General features: G+C 69.7%; 22 protein-coding genes. 16 read left to right on the top strand and 6 right to left on the bottom strand.

Going from position 1 to position 24967, the window contains the following annotated elements; all coding sequences use genetic code 11:
* The 3 genes from JOE30_RS16685 to JOE30_RS16675 are packed head-to-tail and all read right to left on the bottom strand — an operon-like array spanning nt 1 to nt 3568.
* Nucleotides 1-1248 (bottom strand): glycosyltransferase family 4 protein, encoded by a 1248-nt coding sequence (locus JOE30_RS16685; protein WP_204867995.1) that lies wholly within the window; start codon nt 1246-1248, stop codon nt 1-3.
* On the bottom strand, nt 1245-2753 hold the full coding sequence (locus tag JOE30_RS16680) for a glycoside hydrolase family 57 protein (protein ID WP_204870486.1): 1509 nt from the start codon (nt 2751-2753) through the stop codon (nt 1245-1247). Before JOE30_RS16680 ends, JOE30_RS16685 begins: the two co-directional genes overlap by 4 nt.
* 29 nt (nt 2754-2782) lie before the next feature.
* Nucleotides 2783-3568, bottom strand: a complete 786-nt coding sequence (locus tag JOE30_RS16675; RefSeq protein WP_204867993.1) for a bifunctional 2-polyprenyl-6-hydroxyphenol methylase/3-demethylubiquinol 3-O-methyltransferase UbiG — start codon at nt 3566-3568, stop codon at nt 2783-2785.
* Between the two features lie 256 nt (nt 3569-3824).
* Between JOE30_RS16675 and JOE30_RS16670 the strand changes: the two genes are divergently transcribed.
* The 8 genes from JOE30_RS16670 to ligA all read left to right on the top strand — a co-directional run bounded on the left by JOE30_RS16670 (nt 3825) and on the right by ligA (nt 13161).
* Entirely contained in the window at nt 3825-4625 is an 801-nt protein-coding gene (locus JOE30_RS16670; protein ID WP_204867991.1) for an electron transfer flavoprotein subunit beta/FixA family protein, read from the top strand.
* A 51-nt stretch (nt 4626-4676) separates the two neighbouring features.
* Nucleotides 4677-5633: an electron transfer flavoprotein subunit alpha/FixB family protein gene (locus JOE30_RS16665; RefSeq protein WP_027507028.1), complete on the top strand. Its 957-nt coding sequence runs from the start codon at nt 4677-4679 to the stop codon at nt 5631-5633.
* 124 nt (nt 5634-5757) lie between these two features.
* A complete protein-coding gene (locus tag JOE30_RS16660) occupies nt 5758-6597 on the top strand; it encodes a GNAT family N-acetyltransferase (RefSeq protein ID WP_204867988.1) in 840 nt (279 codons plus the stop codon).
* A complete protein-coding gene (locus JOE30_RS16655; protein WP_204867986.1) occupies nt 6594-7505 on the top strand; it encodes a lysophospholipid acyltransferase family protein in 912 nt (303 codons plus the stop codon). Before JOE30_RS16660 ends, JOE30_RS16655 begins: the two co-directional genes overlap by 4 nt.
* Nucleotides 7506-7576: 71 nt before the next feature.
* Entirely contained in the window at nt 7577-8785 is a 1209-nt protein-coding gene (locus tag JOE30_RS16650; protein ID WP_204867984.1) for a cysteine desulfurase family protein, read from the top strand.
* Nucleotides 8786-8815: 30 nt separating this feature from the next.
* On the top strand, nt 8816-9925 hold the full coding sequence (mnmA, locus tag JOE30_RS16645) for a tRNA 2-thiouridine(34) synthase MnmA (RefSeq protein WP_204867982.1): 1110 nt from the start codon (nt 8816-8818) through the stop codon (nt 9923-9925).
* The gene (locus JOE30_RS16640; protein WP_204867980.1) at nt 9922-10947 is read left to right on the top strand and encodes a methionine synthase; all 1026 of its coding nucleotides are present in this window, start codon (nt 9922-9924) and stop codon (nt 10945-10947) included. The genes mnmA and JOE30_RS16640 overlap by 4 nt, the downstream gene beginning before the upstream one ends.
* Nucleotides 10948-11010: 63 nt before the next feature.
* Nucleotides 11011-13161 (top strand): NAD-dependent DNA ligase LigA, encoded by a 2151-nt coding sequence (ligA, locus tag JOE30_RS16635; RefSeq protein ID WP_204870483.1) that lies wholly within the window; start codon nt 11011-11013, stop codon nt 13159-13161.
* Here ligA and JOE30_RS16630 read toward each other — a convergent pair.
* Nucleotides 13105-13755, bottom strand: a complete 651-nt coding sequence (locus JOE30_RS16630) for an amino acid-binding protein (protein WP_204870485.1) — start codon at nt 13753-13755, stop codon at nt 13105-13107. The two genes, ligA and JOE30_RS16630, sit on opposite strands and share 57 nt — an antisense overlap.
* Before the next feature lie 173 nt (nt 13756-13928).
* Between JOE30_RS16630 and gatC the strand changes: the two genes are divergently transcribed.
* From gatC to gatB, 4 genes are all read left to right on the top strand, one after another.
* Nucleotides 13929-14225, top strand: coding sequence for an Asp-tRNA(Asn)/Glu-tRNA(Gln) amidotransferase subunit GatC (gene gatC / locus JOE30_RS16625; protein ID WP_027507021.1), 297 nt, complete (start codon nt 13929-13931; stop codon nt 14223-14225).
* Nucleotides 14225-15721 (top strand): Asp-tRNA(Asn)/Glu-tRNA(Gln) amidotransferase subunit GatA, encoded by a 1497-nt coding sequence (gatA, locus tag JOE30_RS16620; protein WP_204867978.1) that lies wholly within the window; start codon nt 14225-14227, stop codon nt 15719-15721. Before gatC ends, gatA begins: the two co-directional genes overlap by 1 nt.
* A gap of 97 nt (nt 15722-15818) precedes the next feature.
* The gene (locus JOE30_RS16615) at nt 15819-16850 is read left to right on the top strand and encodes an ATP-dependent 6-phosphofructokinase (RefSeq protein WP_027507019.1); all 1032 of its coding nucleotides are present in this window, start codon (nt 15819-15821) and stop codon (nt 16848-16850) included.
* Between the two features lie 44 nt (nt 16851-16894).
* On the top strand, nt 16895-18412 hold the full coding sequence (gene gatB / locus JOE30_RS16610; protein ID WP_204867976.1) for an Asp-tRNA(Asn)/Glu-tRNA(Gln) amidotransferase subunit GatB: 1518 nt from the start codon (nt 16895-16897) through the stop codon (nt 18410-18412).
* A gap of 58 nt (nt 18413-18470) precedes the next feature.
* Here the strand turns inward: gatB and JOE30_RS16605 are convergent, their stop codons facing one another.
* Nucleotides 18471-19613 carry a PQQ-dependent sugar dehydrogenase gene (locus tag JOE30_RS16605; RefSeq protein WP_204867975.1) on the bottom strand — a complete coding sequence of 381 codons (1143 nt, stop codon included), beginning with the start codon at nt 19611-19613 and terminating at the stop codon, nt 18471-18473.
* Nucleotides 19614-19677: 64 nt separating this feature from the next.
* Here JOE30_RS16605 and JOE30_RS16600 point away from each other — a divergent pair, with 64 nt between their 5' ends.
* Nucleotides 19678-20508 carry a DoxX family protein gene (locus JOE30_RS16600; protein WP_307806207.1) on the top strand — a complete coding sequence of 277 codons (831 nt, stop codon included), beginning with the start codon at nt 19678-19680 and terminating at the stop codon, nt 20506-20508.
* A 73-nt stretch (nt 20509-20581) separates the two neighbouring features.
* On the opposite strand, the gene JOE30_RS16595 is transcribed toward JOE30_RS16600, so the two are convergent.
* Nucleotides 20582-21079 carry a PH domain-containing protein gene (locus JOE30_RS16595; protein WP_204867973.1) on the bottom strand — a complete coding sequence of 166 codons (498 nt, stop codon included), beginning with the start codon at nt 21077-21079 and terminating at the stop codon, nt 20582-20584.
* Between the two features lie 274 nt (nt 21080-21353).
* Here JOE30_RS16595 and JOE30_RS16590 point away from each other — a divergent pair, with 274 nt between their 5' ends.
* From JOE30_RS16590 to ilvC, 3 genes are all read left to right on the top strand, one after another.
* Nucleotides 21354-23282, top strand: coding sequence for an acetolactate synthase large subunit (locus JOE30_RS16590; RefSeq protein ID WP_204867972.1), 1929 nt, complete (start codon nt 21354-21356; stop codon nt 23280-23282).
* Nucleotides 23279-23782, top strand: a complete 504-nt coding sequence (gene ilvN / locus JOE30_RS16585) for an acetolactate synthase small subunit (RefSeq protein ID WP_027507015.1) — start codon at nt 23279-23281, stop codon at nt 23780-23782. The genes JOE30_RS16590 and ilvN overlap by 4 nt, the downstream gene beginning before the upstream one ends.
* Before the next feature lie 79 nt (nt 23783-23861).
* Nucleotides 23862-24863, top strand: coding sequence for a ketol-acid reductoisomerase (gene ilvC, locus JOE30_RS16580; protein WP_027507014.1), 1002 nt, complete (start codon nt 23862-23864; stop codon nt 24861-24863).
* Nucleotides 24864-24967: the final 104 nt, after the last annotated feature.

The following is a 24967-nucleotide window of genomic DNA, read 5'->3' as shown; positions in this document are numbered from 1 at the left end:
TCAGTCCCGTTCGGGCAGTGGACGTTCGCTGATCGTCGGCCTGCCCAGTGGGAAGCGCACCCGGCGCTTGGCAGTGGAGTAGACCGTGGCGGTCTCGCGGGCCACGGAGTGCCAGTCGAAGTCGGACGTGAGTCGCGCGCGTGCCGCGTCGCTCCGGGTGCGTGCCGCAGCGGGGTCGTCGAGGGTGCGCCGCACCGCCGTCGCCAAGGAGCCGACATCGCCGGGAACGAAGGACATCCCGGTGACGCCGTCGACGACGGCTTCGCCCAGACCGCCCGCAGTGGAGGCGACGAGAGGCGCGCCCGCCGCGGCGCCTTCGAGGGCGATGATGCCGAAGGGCTCGTATCGACTCGGCAGCACCAGCGCGTCCGCCCGGTGCAGATGTCCGAGAACGCCGTCGTGGCCGAGGGATCCGACGAACGTCACCGCGCGGCGCACTCGGTGCACACGCGCCAGATCGACGAGGTGGTCGAGCTGGGTCCCGTCGCCGACGACGGTGAGCGTGGTGCCGGGGTGCGTCCGTCGGACACGGGGGAGTGCCGCTATCAGATCCTGCACGCCCTTCTCGTACTCCAACCGACCCACGAAGAGCAGGGACGGGGCGCCGATGCGTGCCGTGCGGGGACGGTACGTCCAGGTTCGGGTGTCGATGCCGTTGCGGATCACGTGGACCGGGGACGGGAGCGGACCGAACAGCCGGACCACCTCGTCCTCCATTCCTGCGGAACACGTGATGACGGAATCGGATTCGTGCGCCAGCCACCACTCCACGGAGTGCACCTGGCGATTCACGCGGCCGGAGACCCATCCGCTGTGGCGACCGGCTTCCGTCGCGTGGATCGTCGAGACCAGCGGGACGTCGTAGTACTCGGCGAGCGCGATCGCCGGGTGCGCCACCAGCCAGTCGTGGGCGTGGACGACGTCGGGAACCCACCCCTCGCCGATGCCGGGCTTGGAGAGCGCCAGGCCGGCGCGCACCATCGCGTGACCCATCGCGAGCGTCCACTCCAGCATGTCCACTCCGAAGGTGAAGTGCGCCGGATCCTCGGCCACGGCAACGACGAGCACGCCCTCGGCGACCGAGTTCACGGTGGGGTGGGTCGCCGCGTCGGAACCCGTGGGGCGGCGAGAGAGGACCACCACCTCGTGTCCGGACGCGGCGAGTTCCACCGCGAGATGGTGGACGTGGCGACCGAGGCCGCCGACCACCACGGGCGGGTACTCCCACGAGATCATGAGGATCTTCACGCCCGCACCTCCCGACCCGTCGGTTGCAGACGCCGTGCATCGAGGTCCGGGAACAGATCGTCCGCCTGGTTCCACCCGGATGCAAGGTCGGCGGCCCGCGCGTGGTGGCCGTGCACGCGGGCGTCAGCGATCTCGCGCACCGCGTGAGCGTGTTTGTGGGCGCGGTCGCGGGCGTACTGCGCGGCCGAGTCCTTGCTCACCATGAACGCCCAGTCGCTCGAGACGGTGAGCATCGTCTCGCGCAGAATCTGGTCCGCGACACGGTCTCGCAGACCGTCGGTGGGTGCCGCGTCGACGGCGCCGAGCGCGGTGGCGGTGACCTCGGCGTTGAGATCGACCAGGTCGCGTACGGGATCGCCCGCCCACACCCGCCAGTCCTTTCCGCTGCCCCACGAGGTGTCCGGGAGGTCGACGGGGTCACCGACATAGCCGTCCCGCTTCGCGCCCGCGAGTGTCCCGACGCGGATGCCGGCCTCGGGGAGCGCGCGCAGGATTCCGCCCAACCATGCCGGACCCTCGTGCCACCAGTGCCCGAAGAGTTCGGTGTCGAAGGCGGCGACCACCAATGCCGGAGACCCGGTGCGTGCGTGTTCGGAGCGCAGGCGACGGCGAACCACGTCCACGAAGTCCGCGACGTGCGTGCGGACGGCGGCTGCGGCGCGCTCCGGGTCGTACGGCGCCTTGTCCGGGCCCGCGACGCTTCTCCCGGTGACTCGGGACGGCTTGAGCCCGGTGTCGTGGTCGTAGGTGTGGAAGTCGCGGTACGCGGAGTGGCCGGGGTAACCGGACTTCGGTGACCACACGCGGTAGCTCACCGGGAGATCACGGCCGAAGGCGACGACGTCGCTGTCGCCCACGGGACGCCCGCGCGTCGTGTCGCCGTGCAACGCGGGGCCGTCCACCATGAAGTGTCCGATGCCGGCCGCGGCGTAGTCGCGCTCCATGCCGGCGGTGAAGGCGCACTCGGGTGCCCAGATGCCCTCGGTGCCGCGACCCCACCGGCGTACGGCGTCGGCGCGTCCCTCGCGCAGCGCGAATGTCCGCAGTCGTGGGTCGAGCAGGGGCTGGAACGGGTGCATCGACGGCCCACCGAGCAGTTCGACGGCGCCGGAGTCGGCCAGTTCGCGCAAGCGGGGGGCGCCGCCGTGGCGCCAGCGGGTCTCGAACTCGTGCAGTGAAGCGGCCGAGCGACGATGTTCGCGCTGTCCGAGTGCGCGGCGGTCCGGGTCACGGGAGCCGGCGGCCTCGGCGGCGCGGAGCTGCCAGTTGCCGAGCCAGTGATGCATCCCGTCGAGGCTGTACGGATCGTCCAGTTGGGCGGCGAGTACCGGCGTCACGCCGAGGGTCACAAGATCGGTGCGGCCCTCGTCGGCAAGGGTCCGCAGTTCGCGGACCACGGGCAGGTACGAATCTGCCCACGACTGGTAGAGCCACTCCTCCCCGACGGGCCACCGGCCCTGGTGGGCGAGCCACGGGAGATGGGAGTGCAGGACGAGCGCGAACATGCCCGGTTCGTCGGCCGAGGGCGCGCCCGTCACGTGCTGGACGGTTTCCGGGCCACCGCGACGAGATCCAGGCTCTCGTCGATCGCCTCGGCGTGGATGTCGAAGTCGTCGACCGTGATGCCGGCGACGTCGGCGACGAGGGCCTCCGGCCACGGCTCACCGGCGAGGGCGCGGTCGATCTGCGCGTCGATGAACGATCCGCCGTGGGCCGCGTCGAGTTCGCGCAGTCGCTCGCCGTGATGCACGCCGATCATCGACTCGATCTCGAATCCGTTGTCGGACAGTAGTTCCTGCAGTTCCGCGGCTGCGAGCTCGCGGGTGTGGAAGGGGTTGAGTGGGGTGTCCCGGCCGGGCGAGAACGTGATGCGGTTGGGGGTGCTGACCAGGAGGACGCCGCCGGGAACCAGAACACGGAGGCATTCCCGCAGGAACTCGGCCTGATCCCACAGATGTTCGATCACCTGGAAGTTGACGACGACGTCGACGCTCTCCGTGCGCAGCGGCAGCATTGCGAGATTGCCTCGGGTCATGGCGACCGACGGGTACCGGCGATCGACGTGTTCGGCGGCGCTGCGGTCGTAGTCGAGACCGATCACCCGTGTCGCCGTCCGCGCGATCATGTCCGCGCCGTAGCCCTCGCCGGAGCCCGCCTCGAGCACCACTCGGTCGGCGCAGGCCGGTGCGAGACGGCGGTACACGACCTCGTGCCGACGGAACCAGTAGTTCTCCTCGGCGATGCCGGGCACGGTGCGCTCGCCGGTGAGCGGGAGGGGTGTCTCGGTCGACACGGTCGTGTCGGTCGCGGCGTCGTTCATCCGGGCGACAGTAGTTCCCACCTGCCCGGTCGGGCGACGCCGGTCGGCGGTCGGATGGGGCACGGGGGGTGACTTCTCGGCTCGACAGGAGTAAGTTACCCACCAGTAACCACGAATGGGGTAACGTCCGTGACACGTCGGTTCCGGGGCTTCGGCCCACCGCGCGCAGCGTGAACTCCGAATACGTTTCGGGCCCCGCGCTACGAGATCAAGACCTGATTCACCGAGACAGGACACAGGAGGTCGACGAAGACCCATGACGAACATCGTCGTACTGATCAAGCAGGTTCCCGACACGTGGTCCGAGCGCAAGCTCTCGGACGGCGACTACACGCTCGACCGCGACGCGGCCGACGCCGTGCTCGACGAGATCAACGAGCGCGCCGTGGAGGAGGCACTCCTGATCAAGGAGCGCGACGGCGGCGAGGTGAAGGTTCTCTCGGCAGGACCCGACCGCGCGACCGAGGCCATCCGCAAGGCCCTCTCCATGGGCGCGGACAGCGCTGTGCACGTCAACGATCCGGCCATGCACGGTTCCGACGCCATCCAGACCGCGTGGGCTCTCGCTGCCGCACTCGGCCAGGTGGAGTTCGAGAACGGTGAGGCCGCGGATCTGGTCATCGCCGGCAACGAGGCGACCGACGGCCGCATCGGCGCCGTCCCCGCCATCATCGCCGAGTACCTCGGCATCCCGCAGCTGACCCAGATGCGCAAGCTGGTCGTCGCCGACGGCAAGGTCAGCGGCGAGCGCGAGACCGACGAGGGCATCTTCGGCCTCGAGGCGGAGCTCCCCGCGATCGTCAGCGTCACCGAGAAGATCAACGAGCCGCGCTTCCCGTCCTTCAAGGGCATCATGGCCGCCAAGAAGAAGACGGTGCAGGTCCTCACCCTCGCCGACATCGGCGTCGATCCGGAGACCGTGGGCGTCGCGAACGCGGGCACCACCGTCACCACGGTGACCCCGAAGCCGCCGAAGACCGCTGGTGAGCGCGTGAACGACGAGGGCGACGGTGGCACCAAGGTCGCCGAGTACCTCGTCGCGCAGAAGATCATCTAGATCCCCGGCGCCAACCACACATTCGTCTCACTGCAGCACAGGAGAAACACCATGGCAGAGGTACTCGTACTCGTCGAGCACGCAGACGGGGCACTGAAGAAGGTCACCAGCGAGCTCATCACGGCCGCCCGCGTCCTGGGTGAGCCGTCCGCGGTGGTCACGGGAGCGCCGGGCACCACCGACGCGATCGCCGCCGCACTCACCGAGGCCGGCGCCGCGAAGATCTACGTCGCGGAGTCCGCCGACGTCGACGGCTTCCTCGTCACCCCCAAGGTCGACGTGCTGTCGTCCCTGGCCGAGTCGGTCTCGCCCGCCGCGATCCTCACGTCCGGTGGCATCGAGGGCAAGGAGGTGGCGGGTCGTCTCGCCGCTCGCCTCGGTGCCGGACTGCACCAGGACGTCGTGGCGATCAACGCCGACAAGTCCGCCACGTACTCCATCTTCGGTGGCGCGTTCACCGTCGAGGCGAAGACCAACGGCGACGTCCCGGTCATCTCGCTCCGCCCGGGTGCCATCGACGCCGAACCGCAGGCCGGTGCCGGTGAGCGTGTCGACGTCGAGGTTCCCGCGCAGGAGGAGGCCGTCGTCAAGGTCACCTCGCGTGAGCCCGTCGCCGGCGGCGACCGCCCCGAGCTCACCGAGGCGTCGGTCGTCGTCTCCGGCGGTCGCGGTGTCGGCAGCGCGGACAAGTTCTCCGTCGTCGAGGACCTGGCCGACTCGCTCGGCGCGGCCGTCGGCGCGTCGCGCGCAGCCGTCGACTCGGGTTACTACCCGGGCCAGTTCCAGGTGGGTCAGACGGGCAAGACCGTCTCGCCCCAGCTCTACGTCGCGCTCGGCATCTCCGGTGCGATTCAGCACCGCGCCGGCATGCAGACGTCCAAGACGATCGTCGCCGTCAACAAGGACGAGGAAGCTCCGATCTTCGAGATCGCGGACTTCGGCGTCGTGGGCGACCTCTTCGACGTCACGCCTCAGCTCGCCGAGGCAGTGAAGAAGCGCAAGGGCTGATCCCCCCAGCAGTACCCGAGGGCCCCGCTACCGTTCGTCGGTAGCGGGGCTTTCGTCGTTCGTGCACCTTCCGGTCACGTCGTGTTGTGGGTGCCGTCGAGTGGGCTCGATAGATCTATGTGCCATGACATCAGATGTGTGCGACTCGGCACCGACCGTCATCACCCCGTCCTCGGCCGACGAGCACGTGCTCGTCTCCGACAAGCACCACTCCCTCGTTCTCGGATCCACCCCGGAGCACGTACGCGCGGCGCAGCGGTTGCGCGCCACCGTGTTCGGCTCCGAAGCGGGGTACGAGTCGACCGCCTTCGACGGCGGCCTCGACGCGGACCGCTTCGACGACCACTGCGATCACCTGCTCGTCGTCGACAACCGCACCGGCGATCGCGTCGGTTGCTACCGCATGCTCACCCCGGACGGTGCGGAGCGCGCCGGCGGGTACTACACGGCGACGGAGTTCGACATCAGCGAACTCCGTGCACACGAGTTGCGGACGGTCGAGATGGGTCGTGCGTGCGTCCTGGAGGGCCATCGATCGGGCTCGGTGCTGGCGCTGATGTGGTCCGGGATCCTCCGGTACATCGACCTCGGTGGCTACGACCGGGTGATGGGCTGTGTGTCGGTCCCCATGGCACTCGGAGACGGCGAGCCGGACGGTGCGCACGTCAAGGGCGTGTACGACCTCGTCGAGAAGCGGCACCGTTCCGACGTCCGCGCGTACCCCCGCACCCCCGTGCGCGTCGACGGTGTGGCCCTCGCCGACATGACGGCACCCGCACGCACCTCGGTGCCGGCACTGATGCGCGGCTACCTGCGCATGGGCGCCTCGATCTGCGGGGAGCCGGCCCACGATCCCGATTTCGGCGTCGCGGACTTCGTCACTCTCCTGCACATGAAGGACGCCAACGTCCGCTATCTCGACCGGCTCCGCTCGGCTGCGGCGACCGCGGAGTCGCACGCGTGACGACACACGCCTGGATGCCCGCCAGCCCGTGCGGGACGGGGTGCCATCCGGCGGTCTCGGCGACCGTGGGCACCGCACGCGTGGTGGTGCGCTGCGTCCTGGTGGCGGTGCTGCTCGCCGTGGTCCCTCTCCTGCTGGCGGGCCGGGTGTTGCCGGCGGGCGGTCGACGCGCCGCCGCGCGTGCCGGAGCCAGGGGACTCCTCGGCGCCCTCGGTGTCCGCGTGACCCTGGACGGCGACCGCACGGCCGAGCCCACCGGCGTCGGAACGCTCGTCGTCGCCAATCACGTGTCCTGGACGGACGTCCTGGTGCTGGCAGCCTGTTTCCCGTGCCGCTTCGTCGCCCGCGCGGACCTCGTGGACTGGCCCGTCCTGGGGTTGCTCGCACGCATCGTGCGGGTCGTTCCCATTGCCCGTGAGCGACTCCGCTCCCTGCCCGGCACCGTCGACGAGGTGACCGAGGCCTTGCGATCGGGAGCCACGGTGGTCGTGTTCCCCGAAGGCACCACCTGGTGCGGAACCGCCTACGGGTCGTTCCGTCCCGCTCTGTTCCAGGCGGCCATCGACGCCGGTGCGGTGGTGCGGCCGATCGCGGTCACCTACCGCGACGTCGACCACCGTCCGACGACGGCCACCGCCTTCGTGGGCGACGAGACCATCGGCGAGTCGATGTCGAGGATCCTGCGGCTGAAGGGCGTACGCGCCGCCGTGCGGGTGTGCGAGGACATCGCGCCGATCGACGATCGGCGACTGCTGGCACGCAGCGCAGAGTTGGCCGTGCGCCGACACCAGGACGAGACGGCCGTTCCGCCTCTGCGCGTCACCCGGACTCGGCTGCCGCGTCGGGATCGGCTCGCCCAGCCGGTCCGCGCCGGCGAGTACGCCGGAACCGTCGTGCGAGCGAGCTGACGCACGGCAGTTCGGGCGTGCTCGCGCGGGGGGAGAGGCGGGGTCCGCGACCGGTTATCCTGGACGACGTCATGCCACAGCCCCCACGTGTGCCCGGAACTCCGGTGTACCTCGATCATGCCGCGACCACTCCGATGGTCCCCGCGGCGATCGAGGCGATGACGGAGATCCATCGGACCGTGGGAAACGCGTCCTCCCTGCACGGATCGGGGCGCACGGCCCGCCGCCGCATCGAGGAGTCGCGGGAGTCGATCGCCGCGGCGCTGGGTGCTCGCCCGTCCGAGGTCATCTTCACCTCCGGCGGCACCGAGAGCGACAATCTGGCGGTCAAGGGCATCTTCTGGGCGCGCCGCGCGCGTGATCCTCGTCGCGTCCGCGTGATCACCAGCTCGGTCGAACACCACGCCGTACTCGACGCCGTGGAGTGGCTCGAACGTCACGAGGGTGCCGCGGTGTCCTGGTTGCCGGTCGAGGCCGACGGCCGTGTCCTCCCGTCGACGCTGCGCCGGGAACTCGAGCTGCACGCCGACGAGGTCGCCGTCGTGTCGATCATGTGGGCGAACAACGAGGTGGGCACCATCATGGCGATCCGCGAACTCGCTGCCATCGCGGCCGAGTTCGACGTGCCCATGCACAGCGACGCGGTCCAGGTGGCCGGTGTCCGTGAGCTCGACTTCGCGTCCAGTGGTCTCTCCGCGCTGTCCATCGCGGCACACAAGTTCGGCGGACCCCAGGGTGTCGGCGCGATGCTGCTCGGACGCTCGGTGCCCTGCGAGTCGCTGCTGCACGGAGGCGGTCAGGAACGCGACATCCGGTCCGGGACGCCCGACACGGCGGGTGCCGTGGGCATGGCGGCCGCTCTCGACGTCGCCGTCGCCGGACGCGCCGACACGGAGGCGCGGCTCGTGGCGTTGCGCGAGCGCGTCATCGAGGGTGTCCTCGACGCGGTGCCCGGCGCGTCGGTCAACGGTGCCCGCGGCGCGGACAGACTCCCCGGCAACGTGCACGTCACGTTCCCCGGATGCGAGGGCGATTCGCTGTTGATGTTGCTCGACGCCTCCGGTATCGAGTGCTCGACGGGATCCGCGTGCACGGCGGGTGTCGCGCGGGCGAGTCATGTGCTGCTGGCGATGGGCGTCGATGCGGCCGATGCCCGCGGATCACTGCGGTTCTCCCTGGGTCACACCAGCACCGACGCCGATGTCGACGCGCTGCTGGAGGTTCTGCCGCGCGTCGTCGAGCGTGCGCGGGCCGCCGGCATGGCGTCCAGTTCGAGATGACGAGAACGTCGAGACGAGAAGAGTGGTGACATGAGAGTTCTGGCAGCGATGAGCGGCGGCGTCGATTCCGCGGTGGCGGCGGCGCGTGCCGTCGACGCCGGCCACGAGGTGGTCGGAGTGCACCTGGCGCTGTCCACCGCTCCCGGCGCTCTGCGCACGGGGTCGCGCGGGTGCTGCTCCAAGGAGGACGCCGGGGACGCGCGCCGCGCCGCGGACGTGCTCGGGATCCCGTTCTACGTCTGGGATTTCGCGGATCGGTTCAAGGAGGACGTGATCGACGACTTCGTCGCGTCCTACGCCGCGGGCGAGACCCCGAACCCGTGCCTGCGCTGCAACGAGAAGATCAAGTTCGCGGCGCTCGCCGATCGCGCCGAGGCGCTCGGTTTCGACGCGGTCGCCACCGGCCACTACGCCCGGCTCGAGGACGGCGTGCTTCGCCGTGCGGTCGATGCCGACAAGGACCAGTCGTACGTGCTGGGCGTCCTCACCGCGCGTCAGCTGTCCCGTGCACTCTTCCCGATCGGCGACACCCCGAAGGCGGAGGTGCGTGACGAGGCCGCCCGCCGCGGTCTCGCCGTCGCGGACAAGCCCGACAGCCACGACATCTGCTTCATCCCGTCCGGCGACACCCGGGCGTTCCTCGGTGCTCGTATCGGAGTGCGCCCCGGATCGGTGGTCGACGCGGACTCCGGCGCGGTGCTGGCCGAGCACGACGGTGTCCACGGGTTCACCGTCGGCCAGCGCAAGGGCCTGGGTGTCGAGGGGCCGGCCGCCGACGGCAAGCCCCGGTACGTCACCTCCATCGAGCCCGAGACCGGGACGGTGCGCGTCGGCTCGGCGAGCCGCCTCGACGTGTACGGCATCGATGCGAGCGCACCTGTCTGGACGTCCGGCGCGGCACCCGAGGGTGACGTGGACTGCGTCGTCCAGGTCCGGGCACACGGCGGACTCGCGGACGCCGTCGCTCGTGTCGACGGGGACACCCTGCACATCGGTCTGCGGTCCCCGCTCACGGGAGTCGCACGTGGTCAGGCGGCCGTGCTGTACCGCCCCGACCCGGCAGGCGACATCGTGGTCGGCAGCGGCACCATCGCGGGAACCTCCGCCGAGTCGCCACTCACCGCGTCCGCTCGCCCGTGACGGATCCCGCTGCCGCTCTGGCAGGTGTGGCGACAGGCATCGGCTCGTGGCCGGGAACCGACATCGCGAACGCTGTCACGACGGTGATCGGCGAGTTCCCCGACCTGCCGCACGTCGTGGAACTCCCGGCCCGAGGTCTCGGCGCCGACATGATCGGACGCACCGGAGTGCTGCTGGTCGACATCGAGATCGATGCGGCCACCAGCGGGTACCGCGTGAGCCGACGGCCGAGTACGACGAGCCGCCGGGCCCGCGACTTCCTGACGGAGGACCTCGACGTTCTCGAGGAGCAGTGGGAACTGGCCGGGCTGCGCGGATCCGGCCGCACCGTCAAGGTGCAAGCCGCCGGCCCGCTGACGATGGCCGCGGACATCGAGCTGGCCTTCGGGCACCGCGCGTTGACCGACCGCGGCGCGGTGCGCGACATCGCCGGCTCGTTGGCCGAGGGAGTGGCCGCGCACGCGGACGAGGTCGCGAGGCGGCTCGGTGCCGAGGTGGTCGTCCAGTTCGACGAACCTCGCATCGCGGCCGTGCTGGCCGGTCGCCTGCAGGGCGTGACGAGCCTCGAGCAGATCGCCGCGGTGCCGGCGCCGGAGGTAGCCGACCTGCTGGGCTCGGTGGTGCGCCGGGTGAACCGACCGGTCATCGTGCACGCGTGCTCCGCCGACGTCCCGTTCGAGGTCTTCGGACGCAGCGGGGTGCACGGCGTCTCGTTCGATCTGTCCCTGCTGTCCACGTCGCGGTACGACGCTGTCGGCGACTACCTGGAGAGCGGTGGTGTCGCCGTCCTGGGGGTGGTGCCGGGAACCGATCCGGAGAAGTACCCGGCGTGGCGCGAGAGTGCGGCGCCCGCAGTGGAACTGATGGACCGGTTGGGCTTCCCGAGGCGGTACCTCGCCGAGCGCGTGGCCGTCTCACCCACATGTGGGTTGTCCGGCGCGAGCCTGCCGTGGGCCCGGCACGCTCTGACGGTGCTTCGCGACGTCCGCGCTGCCTTCACCGAGGACCCCGACGCGCTGTGACACCGGCGTTCGTCACCGGGGAACGGTGTCGGAGCGCTCCGATAGTCTGCGATCGTGGACGAGATCGAGACACCGCCGGACCTGGTCCCTGCCTCACCCGAGCAGAAGCAGGAGTGGGACGCGCTGGCCGAGGAGGTCCGCGGCCACCAGTTCCGGTACTACGTACGGGATGCGCCGATCATCTCGGACGGGCAGTTCGACGAGTTGCTGAAGCGCCTGCAGGCCATGGAGGAGGCGCATCCGGATCTCCGGACGCCCGACTCGCCGACGCAGCTCGTCGGTGGCGGCTTCGAGACGGAGTTCACGGCGGTCGACCACCTCGAGCGAATGCTGTCCCTGGACAACGTGTTCGACGCGGACGAACTGCGTGCCTGGGCGCGCAGGGTCGAGGTGGAGGCGGGGGAGAACCTGCACTACCTCTGCGAGGTCAAGATCGACGGTGTCGCGCTCAACCTCGTGTACGAGAACGGCCGATTGGTGCGCGCTGCCACCCGCGGTGACGGACGCACCGGGGAGGACGTGACGCTCAACGCGCGCACCATCGACGACATCCCCGAGCTGCTCACCCCGTCGGACGAGTTCCCGGTCCCGACGCTGCTCGAGGTGCGGGGCGAGGTGTTCTTCCGGCTCGAGGACTTCCAGGCACTCAACGCCTCTCTCGTCGAGCAGGGCAAGCCGCCGTTCGCCAACCCGCGCAACTCCGCTGCGGGGTCGCTGCGGCAGAAGAACCCCGCGGTCACCTCGCGGCGGCGGCTCGGCATGATCTGTCACGGGTTCGGCCGGATGGAGGGCTTCGCCCCCGCCGCCCAGTCCGTCGCGTACGACGCGCTCGCCGCCTGGGGTCTCCCGGTATCGAGTCACACCGCACTGGTGCAGGGCGTCGACGCGGTGGTCGAACGCATGGAGTACTGGGGCGAGAACCGGCACTCCGTCGAACACGAGATCGACGGCCTCGTCGTCAAGGTCGACGAGATGGCGTTGCACCGACGGCTCGGATCCACGTCTCGCGCACCCCGCTGGGCCATCGCCTTCAAGTATCCGCCCGAGGAGGCCACCACGACGTTGCTCGACATCCGTGTCAACGTCGGTCGCACCGGGCGAGTGACGCCGTTCGCGTTCATGGAGCCGGTGCTCGTGGCGGGGTCGACGGTGTCCCTCGCGACGCTGCACAACGCGTCCGAGGTCGTGCGCAAGGGCGTGCTGATCGGAGACACCGTGGTCATCCGCAAGGCGGGCGAGGTGATCCCGGAGGTGCTCGGGCCGGTGGTCGACGCGCGCACCGGGGACGAGCGGGAGTTCGTCATGCCGACGCACTGCCCCGAGTGCGGAACCGAGCTAGCACCGGCCAAGGAGGGCGACGCCGACATCCGCTGCCCCAACTCGCGCTCGTGCCCGGCACAGTTGCGGGAGCGGGTCTTTCACGTCGCGGGCCGTGGTGCGTTCGACATCGAGGTGTTGGGGTACGAAGCCGCGACGGCGCTGCTGTCCGCACACGTGATCGAGGACGAGGGCGATCTGTTCGATCTCACCGAGGACCAGCTCACCCGGACGGATCTCTTCCGAACCAAGGCGGGAGCGTTGTCCGCGAACGGTCGGCGATTGCTCGACAACCTGGGGCGAGCCAAGGATCAGCCCCTGTGGCGGGTGCTCGTCGGATTGTCGATCCGCCATGTGGGACCGACCGCGGCCCGCGCCCTCGCCGCCCGCTTCGGGTCGCTCGAGGCCATCCGGGCGGCGACGGAGGAGGAACTGGCCGCGGCCGACGGGGTCGGCCCCACCATCGCCCGCGCGGTGGTGGAGTGGTTCGACGTCGACTGGCACCGCGCCATCGTGGAGAAGTGGTCGGCGGCCGGAGTGCGTATGGAGGACGAACGCGACGAGAGCATCGAGCGCACGCTCGACGGTCTGTCGATCGTCGTCACCGGATCGCTCGCCACGTTCACGCGCGACGACGCCAAGGAGGCGATCCTGGCCCGTGGCGGCAAGGCGGCCTCGTCGGTGTCGAAGAAGACGGCGTTCGTGGTCGTCGGCGACGCACCCGGATCCAAGCACGACAAGGCGCTCGAACTCGGTGTTCCCGTGCTCGACGAGGACGGGTTCCGCACGCTGCTCGGCGAGGGGCCCGACGCGGCCCACGCGCTGGTCGCCGGGGCGGACTCAGCCGAGGACGGTGGCGACGATGCCGGCCAGGTAGCCGAGCCGGGCGATCTCTGACAGTCGGAAGTCCGGTCCGCCGGGTCGTCCGAGCACCAGCACGGTGCCCGACGATCCGAGCGGCGCCGCGGCGAGTGTGGTGTCCATGTCCTTCCACGACTGCGGAACCCATGCTCCGGTCGGGTCGAGGACGGCCGGCTTCTCGAGGGGCATCCACGGCATGTCGTCGGCCCGCGACTCGGGCGCTCCGGAGCTGCCGACGATGACGGCCGGACCGTGATCCGACATGCCCACCACGGTGCTCCATCCGACGCGCAGCACCCGCGGCGCACCGTCCACGAGCACCTGCAGACGGTCGTCGTGCGCCGTGGCCACCTGATCGATGAGCTCGAGCTCGCGGTGAGTGTCCAGGATGCCGGCGTAGGGACGGATGGAGTCCACGCGGACGTCGGTGAGCTTCTCGGCCGCGGTGATGAGTGTGTCGGGGAGGGCGCCCGGCGCGACGTCCACCACCAGATCGTCCACCGCGAATCCGGCTCCGCGTTCGATGACGTCGAGCGACAGGATGTCGGCCCCCACCGAACCCAGGGCGACGGCGAGAGACCCGAGACTGCCCGGACGGTCGGGCAACTGGACCCGCAGGAGATACGACACGCCGACATCCTCGCACTCGACGCCGCCTCCATCGAGTCGCACGCCGCCCACGGGAAGGCGGAGTACGGCCGCGCTCGTCCTCCTTCGCCACGACGCGAGGCCGTGACGGTGGGGTGGTCGCCACGAACTAGGCTGCTCGGCATGCGTTACGAATCGAAGGGGGCCTGACGGACGTGTCTGCCATATCCCGCGACGAGGTCGCCCACCTCGCACGACTGTCCCGGCTCGCGCTCGAGGAGCACGAACTCGATGCCTTCGCCGGTCAGCTCGACGCCATTCTGGGCCACGTGAAGGCGGTGTCGGAGGTCGACGTCTCGGACGTCGACGCCACCGCGAGTCCGCTCGCTGTGACCAACGTCACCCGGCCTGACGTCATCGTCCCGGGTCTAGGCCCGGACAGTGCCCTCGCCGAGGCGCCCGCGTCCGAACAGAGCCGCTTCGCGGTGCCGCGCATCCTGGGAGAAGAGTGATGACCGCCGCCGAGCAGACCGATCTGATCCGGTCCACCGCGTCCGACCTGGCCGCGAAGATCCGTACCCGCGAGGTCTCCGCCGTGGAGGTCACCCGCGCCCACCTCGATCGCATCGCCGAGGTCGACGGAACGCTGCACGCCTTCCTGCACGTCGCGGGGGACGAGGCGATCGCCGCCGCCCAGCGCGTCGACGACGCGTTGGACGCGGGTGAGTCGCCCGCGTCGGAGTTGGCCGGTGTCCCGTTGGCGCTGAAGGACGTGTTCACCACCACGGACATGCCCACCACCGCCGGTTCGAAGATCCTCGAGGGATGGGTGTCGCCGTACGACGCCACGGTCACCGCGCGGCTGCGTGCCGCGGGAATCCCGTTGCTGGGCAAGACCAACATGGACGAGTTCGCGATGGGATCGTCCACCGAGAACAGTGCGTACGGACCCACGCTCAACCCGTGGGACACCACCCGCGTGCCGGGCGGATCGGGCGGCGGTTCGGCCGCGGCGCTCGCGTCGTTCCAGGCTCCTCTGGCCATCGGTACCGACACCGGCGGCTCGATCCGGCAGCCGGCCGCCGTCACCGGCACCGTCGGGTGCAAGCCGACGTACGGCGGCGTGTCCCGGTACGGGCTCATCGCCTGCGCCTCCTCCCTGGATCAGGGCGGTCCCTGCGGGCGGACGGTGCTCGACACCGCCCTGCTGCATCAGGTCATCGCCGGACACGATCCCCGCGACTCGACGTCGGTCGACGCGGCGGTACCGGACGTCGTCGCGGCGGCGCGCCGCGGGGCGGGTGGAGATCTGACGGGCGTGCGCGTCGGCGTCGTGAAGGAATTGCACTCGGACGCCTATCAGCCGGGGGTCATCTACTCCTTCGACGCCGCCGTCGAGGTGCTCACCTCGCTGGGCGCCGAGGTGGTGGAGGTGTCGTGCCCCAACTTCGATCACGCCCTCGCCGCGTACTACCTCATCCTTCCGTCGGAGGTGTCGTCCAACCTCGCCCGCTTCGATGCGATGCGCTACGGACTGCGGGTCGGAGACGACGGAACGCACAGTGCCGATCAGGTCATGGCGATGTCGCGTGCCGCCGGATTCGGCCCGGAAGTCAAGCGCCGCATCATGATCGGGACGTACGCGCTGTCCGCGGGCTACTACGACGCGTACTACGGCCAGGCTCTCAAGATCCGGACGCTCATCGCCCGGGACTTCGACCGTGCCTACGAAAAGGTGGACGTCCTGGTGTCGCCCACCACTCCGTCGACGGCGTTCGCGCTGGGCGAGAAGGTCGACGATCCCATCGCCATGTACCTGTACGACCTCTGCACTCTGCCGACCAACCTGGCCGGACACCCGGCCATGTCGGTGCCGTCGGGTCTCGCGGACGGTCTTCCGGTCGGACTGCAGATCATGGCTCCCGCGATGGCGGACGACCGTCTCTACCGGGTCGGTGCGGCGTACGAGGCCGCACGGGGAGAGTTTCCCCAGCCGTCCGCGATCTGATCCGACCGTGCCTCCGCGCGCCGGAGGTAGCAAGATGGTGACGAGCATCGTGCGCGGCGACCCCGCGTCGACACCCGCGAACGAGAGGCACCGACCCATGCGTATCGGAGTACTGACCGGCGGCGGCGACTGCCCGGGACTCAACGCGGTCATCAGGGCCGTCGTACGCACGGCGGATGCCCGCTACGGCTCGTCGGTGGTCGGATTCCTCGACGGCTGGCGCGGCCTGCTCGAGGATCGCCGCATCCAGCTGCGCAACGACGATCGCAACGATCGACTGCTCACCAAGGGCGGCACGATCCTGGGGACCGCGCGCGTCAATCCCGAGAAGTTGCGGGCGGGTCTCGACCAGATCAAGCAGACGATGGACGACAACGGCATCGACGTGCTCATCCCCATCGGGGGCGAGGGCACGTTGACCGCCGGGCACTGGCTGTCCCAGGAGGGCGTGCCCGTCATCGGGGTTCCCAAGACCATCGACAACGACATCGACTGCACCGACGTCACGTTCGGGTTCGACACCGCCCTCACCATCGCCACCGACGCGATCGACCGGCTGCACAGCACCGCCGAGTCGCACCAGCGCGTCATGCTCGTCGAGGTGATGGGGCGGCACGCCGGCTGGATCGCGCTGCACTCCGGCCTCGCGTCCGGTGCGCACATGACGCTCATCCCCGAGCAGCCCTTCGACGTCCAGGAGGTGTGCGATCTGGTGAAGAAGCGGTTCCAGCGCGGGGACTCCCACTTCATCTGCGTCGTCGCCGAGGGAGCGACGCCCAAGGAGGGGTCGATGGAGATCCGCGACGGGGGGATCGACGAGTTCGGCCACGTCCGGTTCACCGGTGTCGCACAGCAATTGGGCGTCGAGATCGAGCGCCGCATCAACAAGGAGGTCCGCACCACGGTGCTGGGCCACGTGCAGCGCGGCGGCAAGCCCACGCCGTACGACCGCGTCCTCGCCACCCGTTTCGGCGTCAACGCCGTCGATGCCGTGCACGCGGGGGAGAAGGGCAAGATGGTCTCCCTCCAGGGCGCCGAGATCGGCCTGGTGGACCTCGAGGAGGCCGTCCGTCAGCTCAAGAGGGTTCCGGAGAGCCGCTACCTGGACGCGGCCGCTTTCTTCGGCTGACACCGAGCGGGTTCGGCCCACCGGTCCGCAGTAAACTCGGCACCATGACTGCTGCCACCTCATCGCACTCGACGAGCCTGATGGACTACGACGAGGTGATCTCCCGGTACGACCCCGTGCTGGGCATGGAGGTGCACGTCGAGCTCGGTACCGCCACCAAGATGTTCTGCGGGTGCCCCACCGAGTTCGGTGCCGAGCCCAACACCCAGGTGTGCCCGGTGTGTCTCGGCCTGCCGGGTGCGCTGCCGGTGGTCAACGCGGCTGCCGTCGAGTCCGCCATCCGGATCGGCCTCGCGCTGAACTGCTCCATCACGCCGTGGGGTCGGTTCGCGCGGAAGAACTACTTCTACCCGGATCAGCCGAAGAACTACCAGATCTCGCAGTACGACGAGCCGATCGCCACCGAGGGTTACCTCGACGTGGTGCTCGACGACGGGTCCACGTGGCGGGTCGACATCGAGCGCGCCCACATGGAGGAGGACACCGGCAAGTCGTTGCACGTCGGTGGTGCCACCGGTCGCATCGACGGCGCGAGTCACTCACTGCTGGACTACAACCGGGCCGGTGTGCCCCTCGTCGAGATCGTCACCAAGACCATCGAGGGCGCCGGCGAGCGCGCGCCCGAGGTGGCCCGCGCCTACGTCACCGCGCTGCGGGAACTGATCCGCGAGCTCGGCGTGTCCGACGTGCGGATGGACCAGGGCTCGCTCCGGTGTGATGCCAACGTCTCCCTCATGGCGAAGGACGCCACCGAGTTCGGCACGCGGACCGAGACCAAGAACGTCAACTCCCTCAAGAGCGTCGAGGTAGCCGTCCGCTACGAGATGCGCCGTCAGGCAGCAGTTCTCGCCGACGGCGGCGAGATCGTGCAGGAGACGCGGCACTTCCAGGAGGCCGACGGCAGCACGGCACCCGGTCGTAAGAAGGAGACCGCGGAGGACTACCGCTACTTCCCGGAGCCCGATCTCGAGCCGGTCGCCCCGGACGCCGCCTGGATCGAGGAACTGCGCGCCACCATTCCCGAGGCGCCGTGGATCACCCGCGCGCGCATCCAGAAGGAGTGGGGCTGGTCCGATCTCGTCATGCGCGACGTCGTCAACGCCGATGCGCTCGGACTCATCACCGCGACGGTCGACGCCGGTGCGACACCCGACGCTGCCCGCAGCTGGTGGGTGGCGTACCTGTCGCAGCAGGCCAACACCCGCGGCGTCGACCTCTCGGACCTGGCGATCACCCCGGTGCAGGTGGCCCGTGTCGCCGCGCTGGTCGCCGACCGCACACTCACCAACGCCAACGCACGCAAGGTGGTCGACGGCGTCCTCGACGGTGAGGGCGACCCCGATGCCGTCGTCGAGGCACGCGGACTCGCTGTCGTGCAGGACGATTCGGCACTGGAGACAGCAGTGTCCGAGGCGCTCGCGGCCAACCCCTCCGTCGCGGAGAAGATCCGCGGCGGCAAGGTGCAGGCCGTCGGCGCCATCGTCGGTGCCGTCATGAAGGCGACCAAGGGTCAGGCCGACCCCGCGCGAGTCAAGGAACTCGTCATCGCCGCCTGCAGCTAGAACCCCGACCGGCCTGCGGCCTTCCCGTCGATCGACCGACCGGCCTCCGGCCTTCCCGCTAGTCGCTCCCGCCGCCGCCGGCCGGCACCGGCACGATGACCACCCGGTCGTCCGTCGGCACCGGCTGGCCGCCGTCCTTGTTCACGGTGGTCACCCACACCTGGCCCTGAGCGCCGAGCGACGCACCGCGCAGGCGGCCGTACCGGTCCTGCGCGGTGAGGGTCGGCGGCGTCGTCACGGCATTGGTGTCCGGGTCCACGGGAACCAGTGCCAGCGCACGGGCTCCGGTCATCGACACCGCCACCGAGCCGGGTGCGGCCGCGCATCCGCCGACGCCCGGCTTGTCCGGCCACGTCCACACGGGACTGACGACGGCGCCCTCTGGCGTGATGCGGGAGAGTCGGTCCTCGGTGGCCGTCGCATCGGTCACCCAGGTGCTGCCCGTGGCGTCGATGCAGACGTCGCCGGCGCGGCCGATGCCGCTCATGACGACGCGGGGAGCAGAGGTGGAGTCGACGCGTGGGTCGGTGACGGCGAGGACCTTGCCGGCGAGCGATGCCGGATTCGCCGCAGCCGCGGGATCGCCCCCGTCGCCGGTGATCACTCTAAGTTCGTCGGGTGAGGAGAAATCGAGGGCGCCCGAGCTGCTGGTCCCGCGGGGGATACCGGCGAGCACAGTCTTCGGAACGTCCCCCGCCGCGATGCGCACCACGCGGTTGTCGGTCGCCGTCGTGATGTACGCGTAGAGGAGGCGGTCCTCGTCGTAGGTGGGGGACAGCGTGATGTCGAGCAGTCCGCCGTCGCCGTCACCGTCGACCGGGACAGTCACGACGGGTCGGGGTGCCTGGCCCGGAGCCACCTGGAAGATGGTGCCGGTACGACGCTCGCCGACCAGGGCCGATGCCCCGCCGGGGAGGACGACGAGGCCGGACAGGGTGTCGAGGCAGGTCGCGACGACATTGGGGTCCGGATCCACGCACGGGCCGGCGGCCGGCGACGGTGCGGGCGGCGTGCTGGACCCCGGCGCTCCCGGCTCCACCGGTTCGATGTCGGCCGCGCCGAACGTGGGTTCGGGGGAGAATTCCGTCGAGGCGGAGTCGTCGAACCGTGCGCATCCCGCGGAGGCCGTGACGATCGCCATCACCGCCGCTCCGAGCACGAACGATCGTCGGGCCGCGCGCCGAGTCCCACCCACTGTCATGAGATCCCACGGTACGGGTCGCGCCTGCGCCGGGAACGGGCCCGCCGCATCTACGCTGAGGCACGTGAGTGAGAAGTCCGAAGACACAGGCCGTTCCCCGTCCGGTTACGAGCCGGCGGCGAGTCCCTACGACCAGCCGACCGAGCGGATAGGCGGGGGCAGCGGATCACAGCTCCCGCGCACCGACGACGAGCTCGACGCCGACCGGTCGCGCACCGCGCATCCCACCGAGAAGCTCCCCACCTACGCCGGTGACACCGCGGCGACGGCGGGGCGCACCGAACCCGCGTACGACGACAGCGCGACGCGTGCGATCCCGGTGGCCGGCACCGATCGCACCGCGACCCCCGCGGAGGTGCGGCCCGAGGTGGTTCCGGAGCGTCGCGGCACGCTCGATCTCGGACTGCTGATCCTGCGCGTGAGCGTCGGCGCGATCGTGCTGGTCCACGGCCTGCAGAAGCTCACGGGGTGGTTCGACGGTCCCGGGCTCTCGGGCTTCCAGGAGATCGTCGCCGGGTCGGGGTACGACCAGGCACGTCTGCTGTCCATTCTCGGCGCGGTCGGTGAGGTCGCCGGCGGTGCGCTGCTGATTCTCGGCCTGGCCACGCCGCTCGCGGGGGCCGCCGTCCTGGCCGTCATGATCAACGCCTGGCTCGTGCGTCAGGTGGGCGAGCCCGGGTTGCAGTTCTTCGCCCCCGCGGGTGTCGAGTACGAGACGTTGCTGGTGCTGGCATCGGCGTCGATCATTCTCACGGGGCCCGGACGGATCGCCGTGGACGGCGGACGTGGCTGGGCGCGCCGACCCTTCATCGGGTCGTTCCTTGCATTGGCCATCGGCATCGGCGGCGCTGCGGCGCTGTGGATCTTCCTGAACGGCGCCGACCCCTTCGCCTGATCGAACCGTGCCCCACTGCCCGCAACTCGGTCGAATCGACGGAAATCCGTCGGATCGGCCGAGTTGTGGTCGTTCAGGCCCGCGGTTCGGCTTCGTCCTGCTCGACGTCAGCGGCGGACTCGGCCTCGACCGGTTCGTCGCGAACAGGCTCCTCGACGGGCGACGGATCCGGCACCGCGCCGCCGCTCGCCGCGGAGAGCAGCGGGAGCTTGTCCACGGTCACGCCGGGCATCCGAACGGTCGAGCCGTCCTCGAGGGTCGCCTTGCCCCACCCGAGCTTCGGGAACAGCAGTCCCGTGACGGACGACCACGGCACCGTCGTGGAACGGAACGCCCGGCGCGAGACGAACTGCTCCGGAGTGACGGTGGTGCGGACGCGGATGATCCAGTACCCCAGCAGGACCGGGAGCGCGAGCATCCACCCGAAGAGTTCCGGCGCCCCGACCACGGGGAACGTGACCCCGAACAGGAACAGCGCCACTCCGGACAGCGCCAGGGCCGGGATGCGGAACACCGTGGGGGCCGCGGGGGAGGCGTCGGAAGTGGGGCTCTCGGTATGGGAGACTGTCACCGGTGGTTCGGACTGCTGCGAAGACGACACCCCTCCATCTTCGCACTGCATAACGCCATCCCACATAATGGGACAACGAGTTCGGTAAGTTTGACTGGCACCGCATCACGCGCCTAACGTCACACGCGTGAAGCGTGAAGAGTTCCTCGTAATCGGCAGGCGCGTCGTCGCCTGAGCCGAAACGTCTTCACGCTCAGCCACGACGCGCCACCCTCGTACAGCATCTGCTGGCGAGGGTTTTTTCTTGCCCGGATGAAGTTCTAAGGAAGCACCAGTGAGCGCACCCACCGCCCGGCCCGGCCCGGCACCACGCAAGGCTCCGCCCGCCGCCGATCGTCCCACTCCGTCCGCGACGCCGCAGCGTCGTCCCCTCCCGCCCGAGCGCGTGACCGGAGCGAAGTCCGTCGTCCGCGCACTCGAGGAGCTCGAGGTCGACGTCGTCTTCGGCATTCCCGGTGGTGCCGTACTTCCCGTCTACGATCCGCTGCTCGACTCGGCGAAGGTCCGGCACGTGCTGGTGCGCCACGAGCAGGGTGCCGGCCACGCCGCCACCGGCTACGCGCAGGCCACCGGCCGCGTCGGCGTCTGCATCGCGACGTCCGGTCCCGGCGCCACCAACCTGGTGACGCCGCTGGCCGACGCGCAGATGGACTCCGTCCCGGTCGTCGCCATCACCGGACAGGTCGGTCGCGCTCTGATCGGTACCGACGCCTTCCAGGAAGCCGACATCTCGGGCATCACCATGCCCGTCACCAAGCACAACTTCCTCATCACCGACCCGCTCGACATCCCGCGCATGATCGCCGAGGCCTTCTACCTGGCGTCCTCCGGACGACCGGGCGCGGTGCTCGTCGACATCCCGAAGGACGTCCTGCAGGCGCAGACCACCTTCTCGTGGCCGCCGGAGATGAAGCTGCCGGGCTACCGCCCGGTGACGAAGCCGCACGGCAAGCAGGTGCGTGAGGCCGCGCGGCTCATCGCGGCAGCGAAGAAGCCGGTGCTGTACTGCGGCGGCGGCATCATCAAGTCGAACTCGTCGCCCGAGCTGCTCGAGCTGGCGGAGCTCACCGGCATCCCCGTCGTGACGACGCTGATGGCGCGGGGCGTCTTCCCGGACAGTCACGACCTGAACCTCGGCATGCCCGGCATGCACGGAACGGTCGCCGCGGTCGCCGCACTGCAGAAGAGTGATCTGCTCATCACGCTCGGCGCTCGCTTCGACGACCGCGTGACCGGACAGCTCGACTCGTTCGCCCCCGAGGCGAAGGTGGTCCACGCGGACATCGATCCCGCCGAGATCGGCAAGAACCGGTTCGCCGACGTGCCGATCGTGGGTGACTGCCGCGAGGTCATCGTCGAGCTGATCGAGGCGATCCGCGCGGACCAGGCCACCGGCACCGCGCTGGATCTCACCGACTGGTGGGCTTACCTCGACAACGTCCGGCGCACCTACCCGCTGAGCTACGACCGTCCGTCGGACGGCGCGATGTCGCCCGAGTTCGTGATCCAGTCGATCGGCAAGTTCGCCGGACCCGACGCGATCTACTGCGCCGGCGTCGGACAGCACCAGATGTGGGCCGCCCAGTTCATCAGTTACGAGAAGCCGCGGACGTGGCTCAACTCGGGTGGACTCGGCACGATGGGCTACGCGGTCCCGGCCGCGATGGGCGCCAAGATGGGTCTGCCCGACACCGAGGTCTGGGCCATCGACGGGGACGGCTGCTTCCAGATGACCAACCAGGAGCTCGCGACCTGCGCGGTCGAGGGCATCCCGATCAAGGTGGCCGTCATCAACAACGGCAACCTCGGCATGGTGCGGCAGTGGCAGACGCTCTTCTACGAGGAGCGCTACTCCAACACCGAGCTGGGCACGCACGGCGCCGTCCGCATCCCCGACTTCCTCAAGCTCGCCGAGGCGCTGGGATGCGTCGGACTGCGGTGCGAGCGCGAGGAGGACGTCGATGCGGTGATCGCGCAGGCGCGTGCGATCAACGATCGCCCCGTCGTCATCGACTTCATCGTCGGCAAGGACGCCCAGGTGTGGCCCATGGTCGCTGCGGGCACCGGCAACTCCGAGATCATGGCCGCCCGCGGCATCCGTCCGCTGTTCGACAACGACGAGGAAGCGGCGCAGGAGCCCGGCTCGGTCGGCGACGTCACCGAGGCGGCCCAGGGCGCCAATTCGAAAGGCATCGACCTGTGAGCACCAGTCACACCCTGAGCGTTCTCGTCGAGGACAAGCCGGGCGTGCTCGCACGCGTGGCGTCGCTGTTCTCGCGCCGCGGGTTCAACATCGCCTCCCTCGCGGTGGGCGGCACCGAGGTTCCCGAGATCTCGCGCATGACCATCGTCGTGACGGTCGACGAGTTCCCGCTCGAGCAGGTGACGAAGCAGCTGAACAAGCTCGTCAACGTCATCAAGATCGTCGAGCAGGAAGCCGACTCGTCGGTCGCCCGTGAGCTCGTGCTCATCAAGGTCCGTGCCGACGCGAGCGTGCGGAGCGAGGTCATCGAGACGGTGAACTTGTTCCGCGCCAAGGTCATCGACGTCTCGCCGGAGGCAGTCACCGTCGAGGCGACCGGTACCCGCTCGAAGCTCGAGGCGTTGCTCCGGATGCTCGACCCGTACGGTGTTCGCGAGATCGTCCAGTCCGGCGTCGTCGCGGTGGGTCGTGGACCGAAGTCCATCACCGCGTCCCGCTAGTCACCCAACCCAGTAGTTTCGATTACCCGGTCACATGCGACCGGGACAGATGTAGGAGGAAACCACAGTGGCAGTCGAGATGTTCTACGACGACGATGCCGATCTCTCGATCATCCAGGGCCGCAAGGTCGCTGTGATCGGATACGGAAGCCAGGGCCATGCGCACTCGCTCAGCCTGCGCGACTCGGGCGTCGACGTCCGTATCGGTCTGAAGGAAGGCTCCAAGTCGCGTGACAAGGCTGCCGAGCAGGGCCTCGGCGTGGGCACGCCGGCGGAAGTCTCCGAGTGGGCCGACGTCATCATGCTGCTCGCCCCGGACACCGCCCAGGCACAGATCTTCAAGGACGACATCGAGCCCAACCTCAAGGACGGCGACGCGCTGTTCTTCGGTCACGGCCTGAACATCCACTTCAAGCTGATCGAGGCCCCGGCCAACATCACCGTCGGCATGGTCGCCCCCAAGGGACCCGGTCACCTCGTGCGTCGTCAGTTCGTCGACGGCAAGGGCGTTCCCGCCCTCATCGCCGTCGACCAGGATCCGAAGGGTGAGGGCCAGGCTCTCGCGCTGTCCTACGCCCGCGGCATCGGCGGCACGCGTGCCGGCGTCATCAAGACCACGTTCAAGGAAGAGACCGAGACCGACCTCTTCGGCGAGCAGGCCGTGCTGTGCGGCGGTACCGAGGAGCTGGTGAAGACCGGCTTCGAGGTCATGGTCGAGGCCGGCTACGCGCCCGAGATGGCGTACTTCGAGGTCCTGCACGAGCTCAAGCTCATCGTCGACCTCATGTACGAGGGCGGCATCGCGCGCATGAACTACTCGGTGTCCGACACCGCGGAGTTCGGCGGCTACCTCTCCGGGCCGCGCGTCATCGACGCCGGCACCAAGGAGCGCATGAAGGCGATCCTGGCCGACATCCAGTCGGGCGAGTTCACCAAGCGCCTCGTCGCCAACGTCGAGAACGGCAACACCGAGCTCGAGGGCCTGCGCAAGCAGAACGCCGAGCACCCCATCGAGGTCACCGGCAAGAAGCTGCGCGACCTCATGAGCTGGGTCGACCGTCCCATCACCGAGACGGCCTGACTCTCGCATTCCTGACACGGGGCACCCGCGGTCGAGTTCCTCGACTTCGGGTGCCCTGCGTCGGGTCGCGGCTCGGCCATTAGGCTGACGCCCGCACGAATTCG

It is taken from the genome of Rhodococcus sp. PvP016 (assembly GCF_017832185.1).
Classification (GTDB): domain Bacteria; phylum Actinomycetota; class Actinomycetes; order Mycobacteriales; family Mycobacteriaceae; genus Rhodococcoides.
This window is presented reverse-complemented; position numbering and strand designations above follow the sequence as displayed.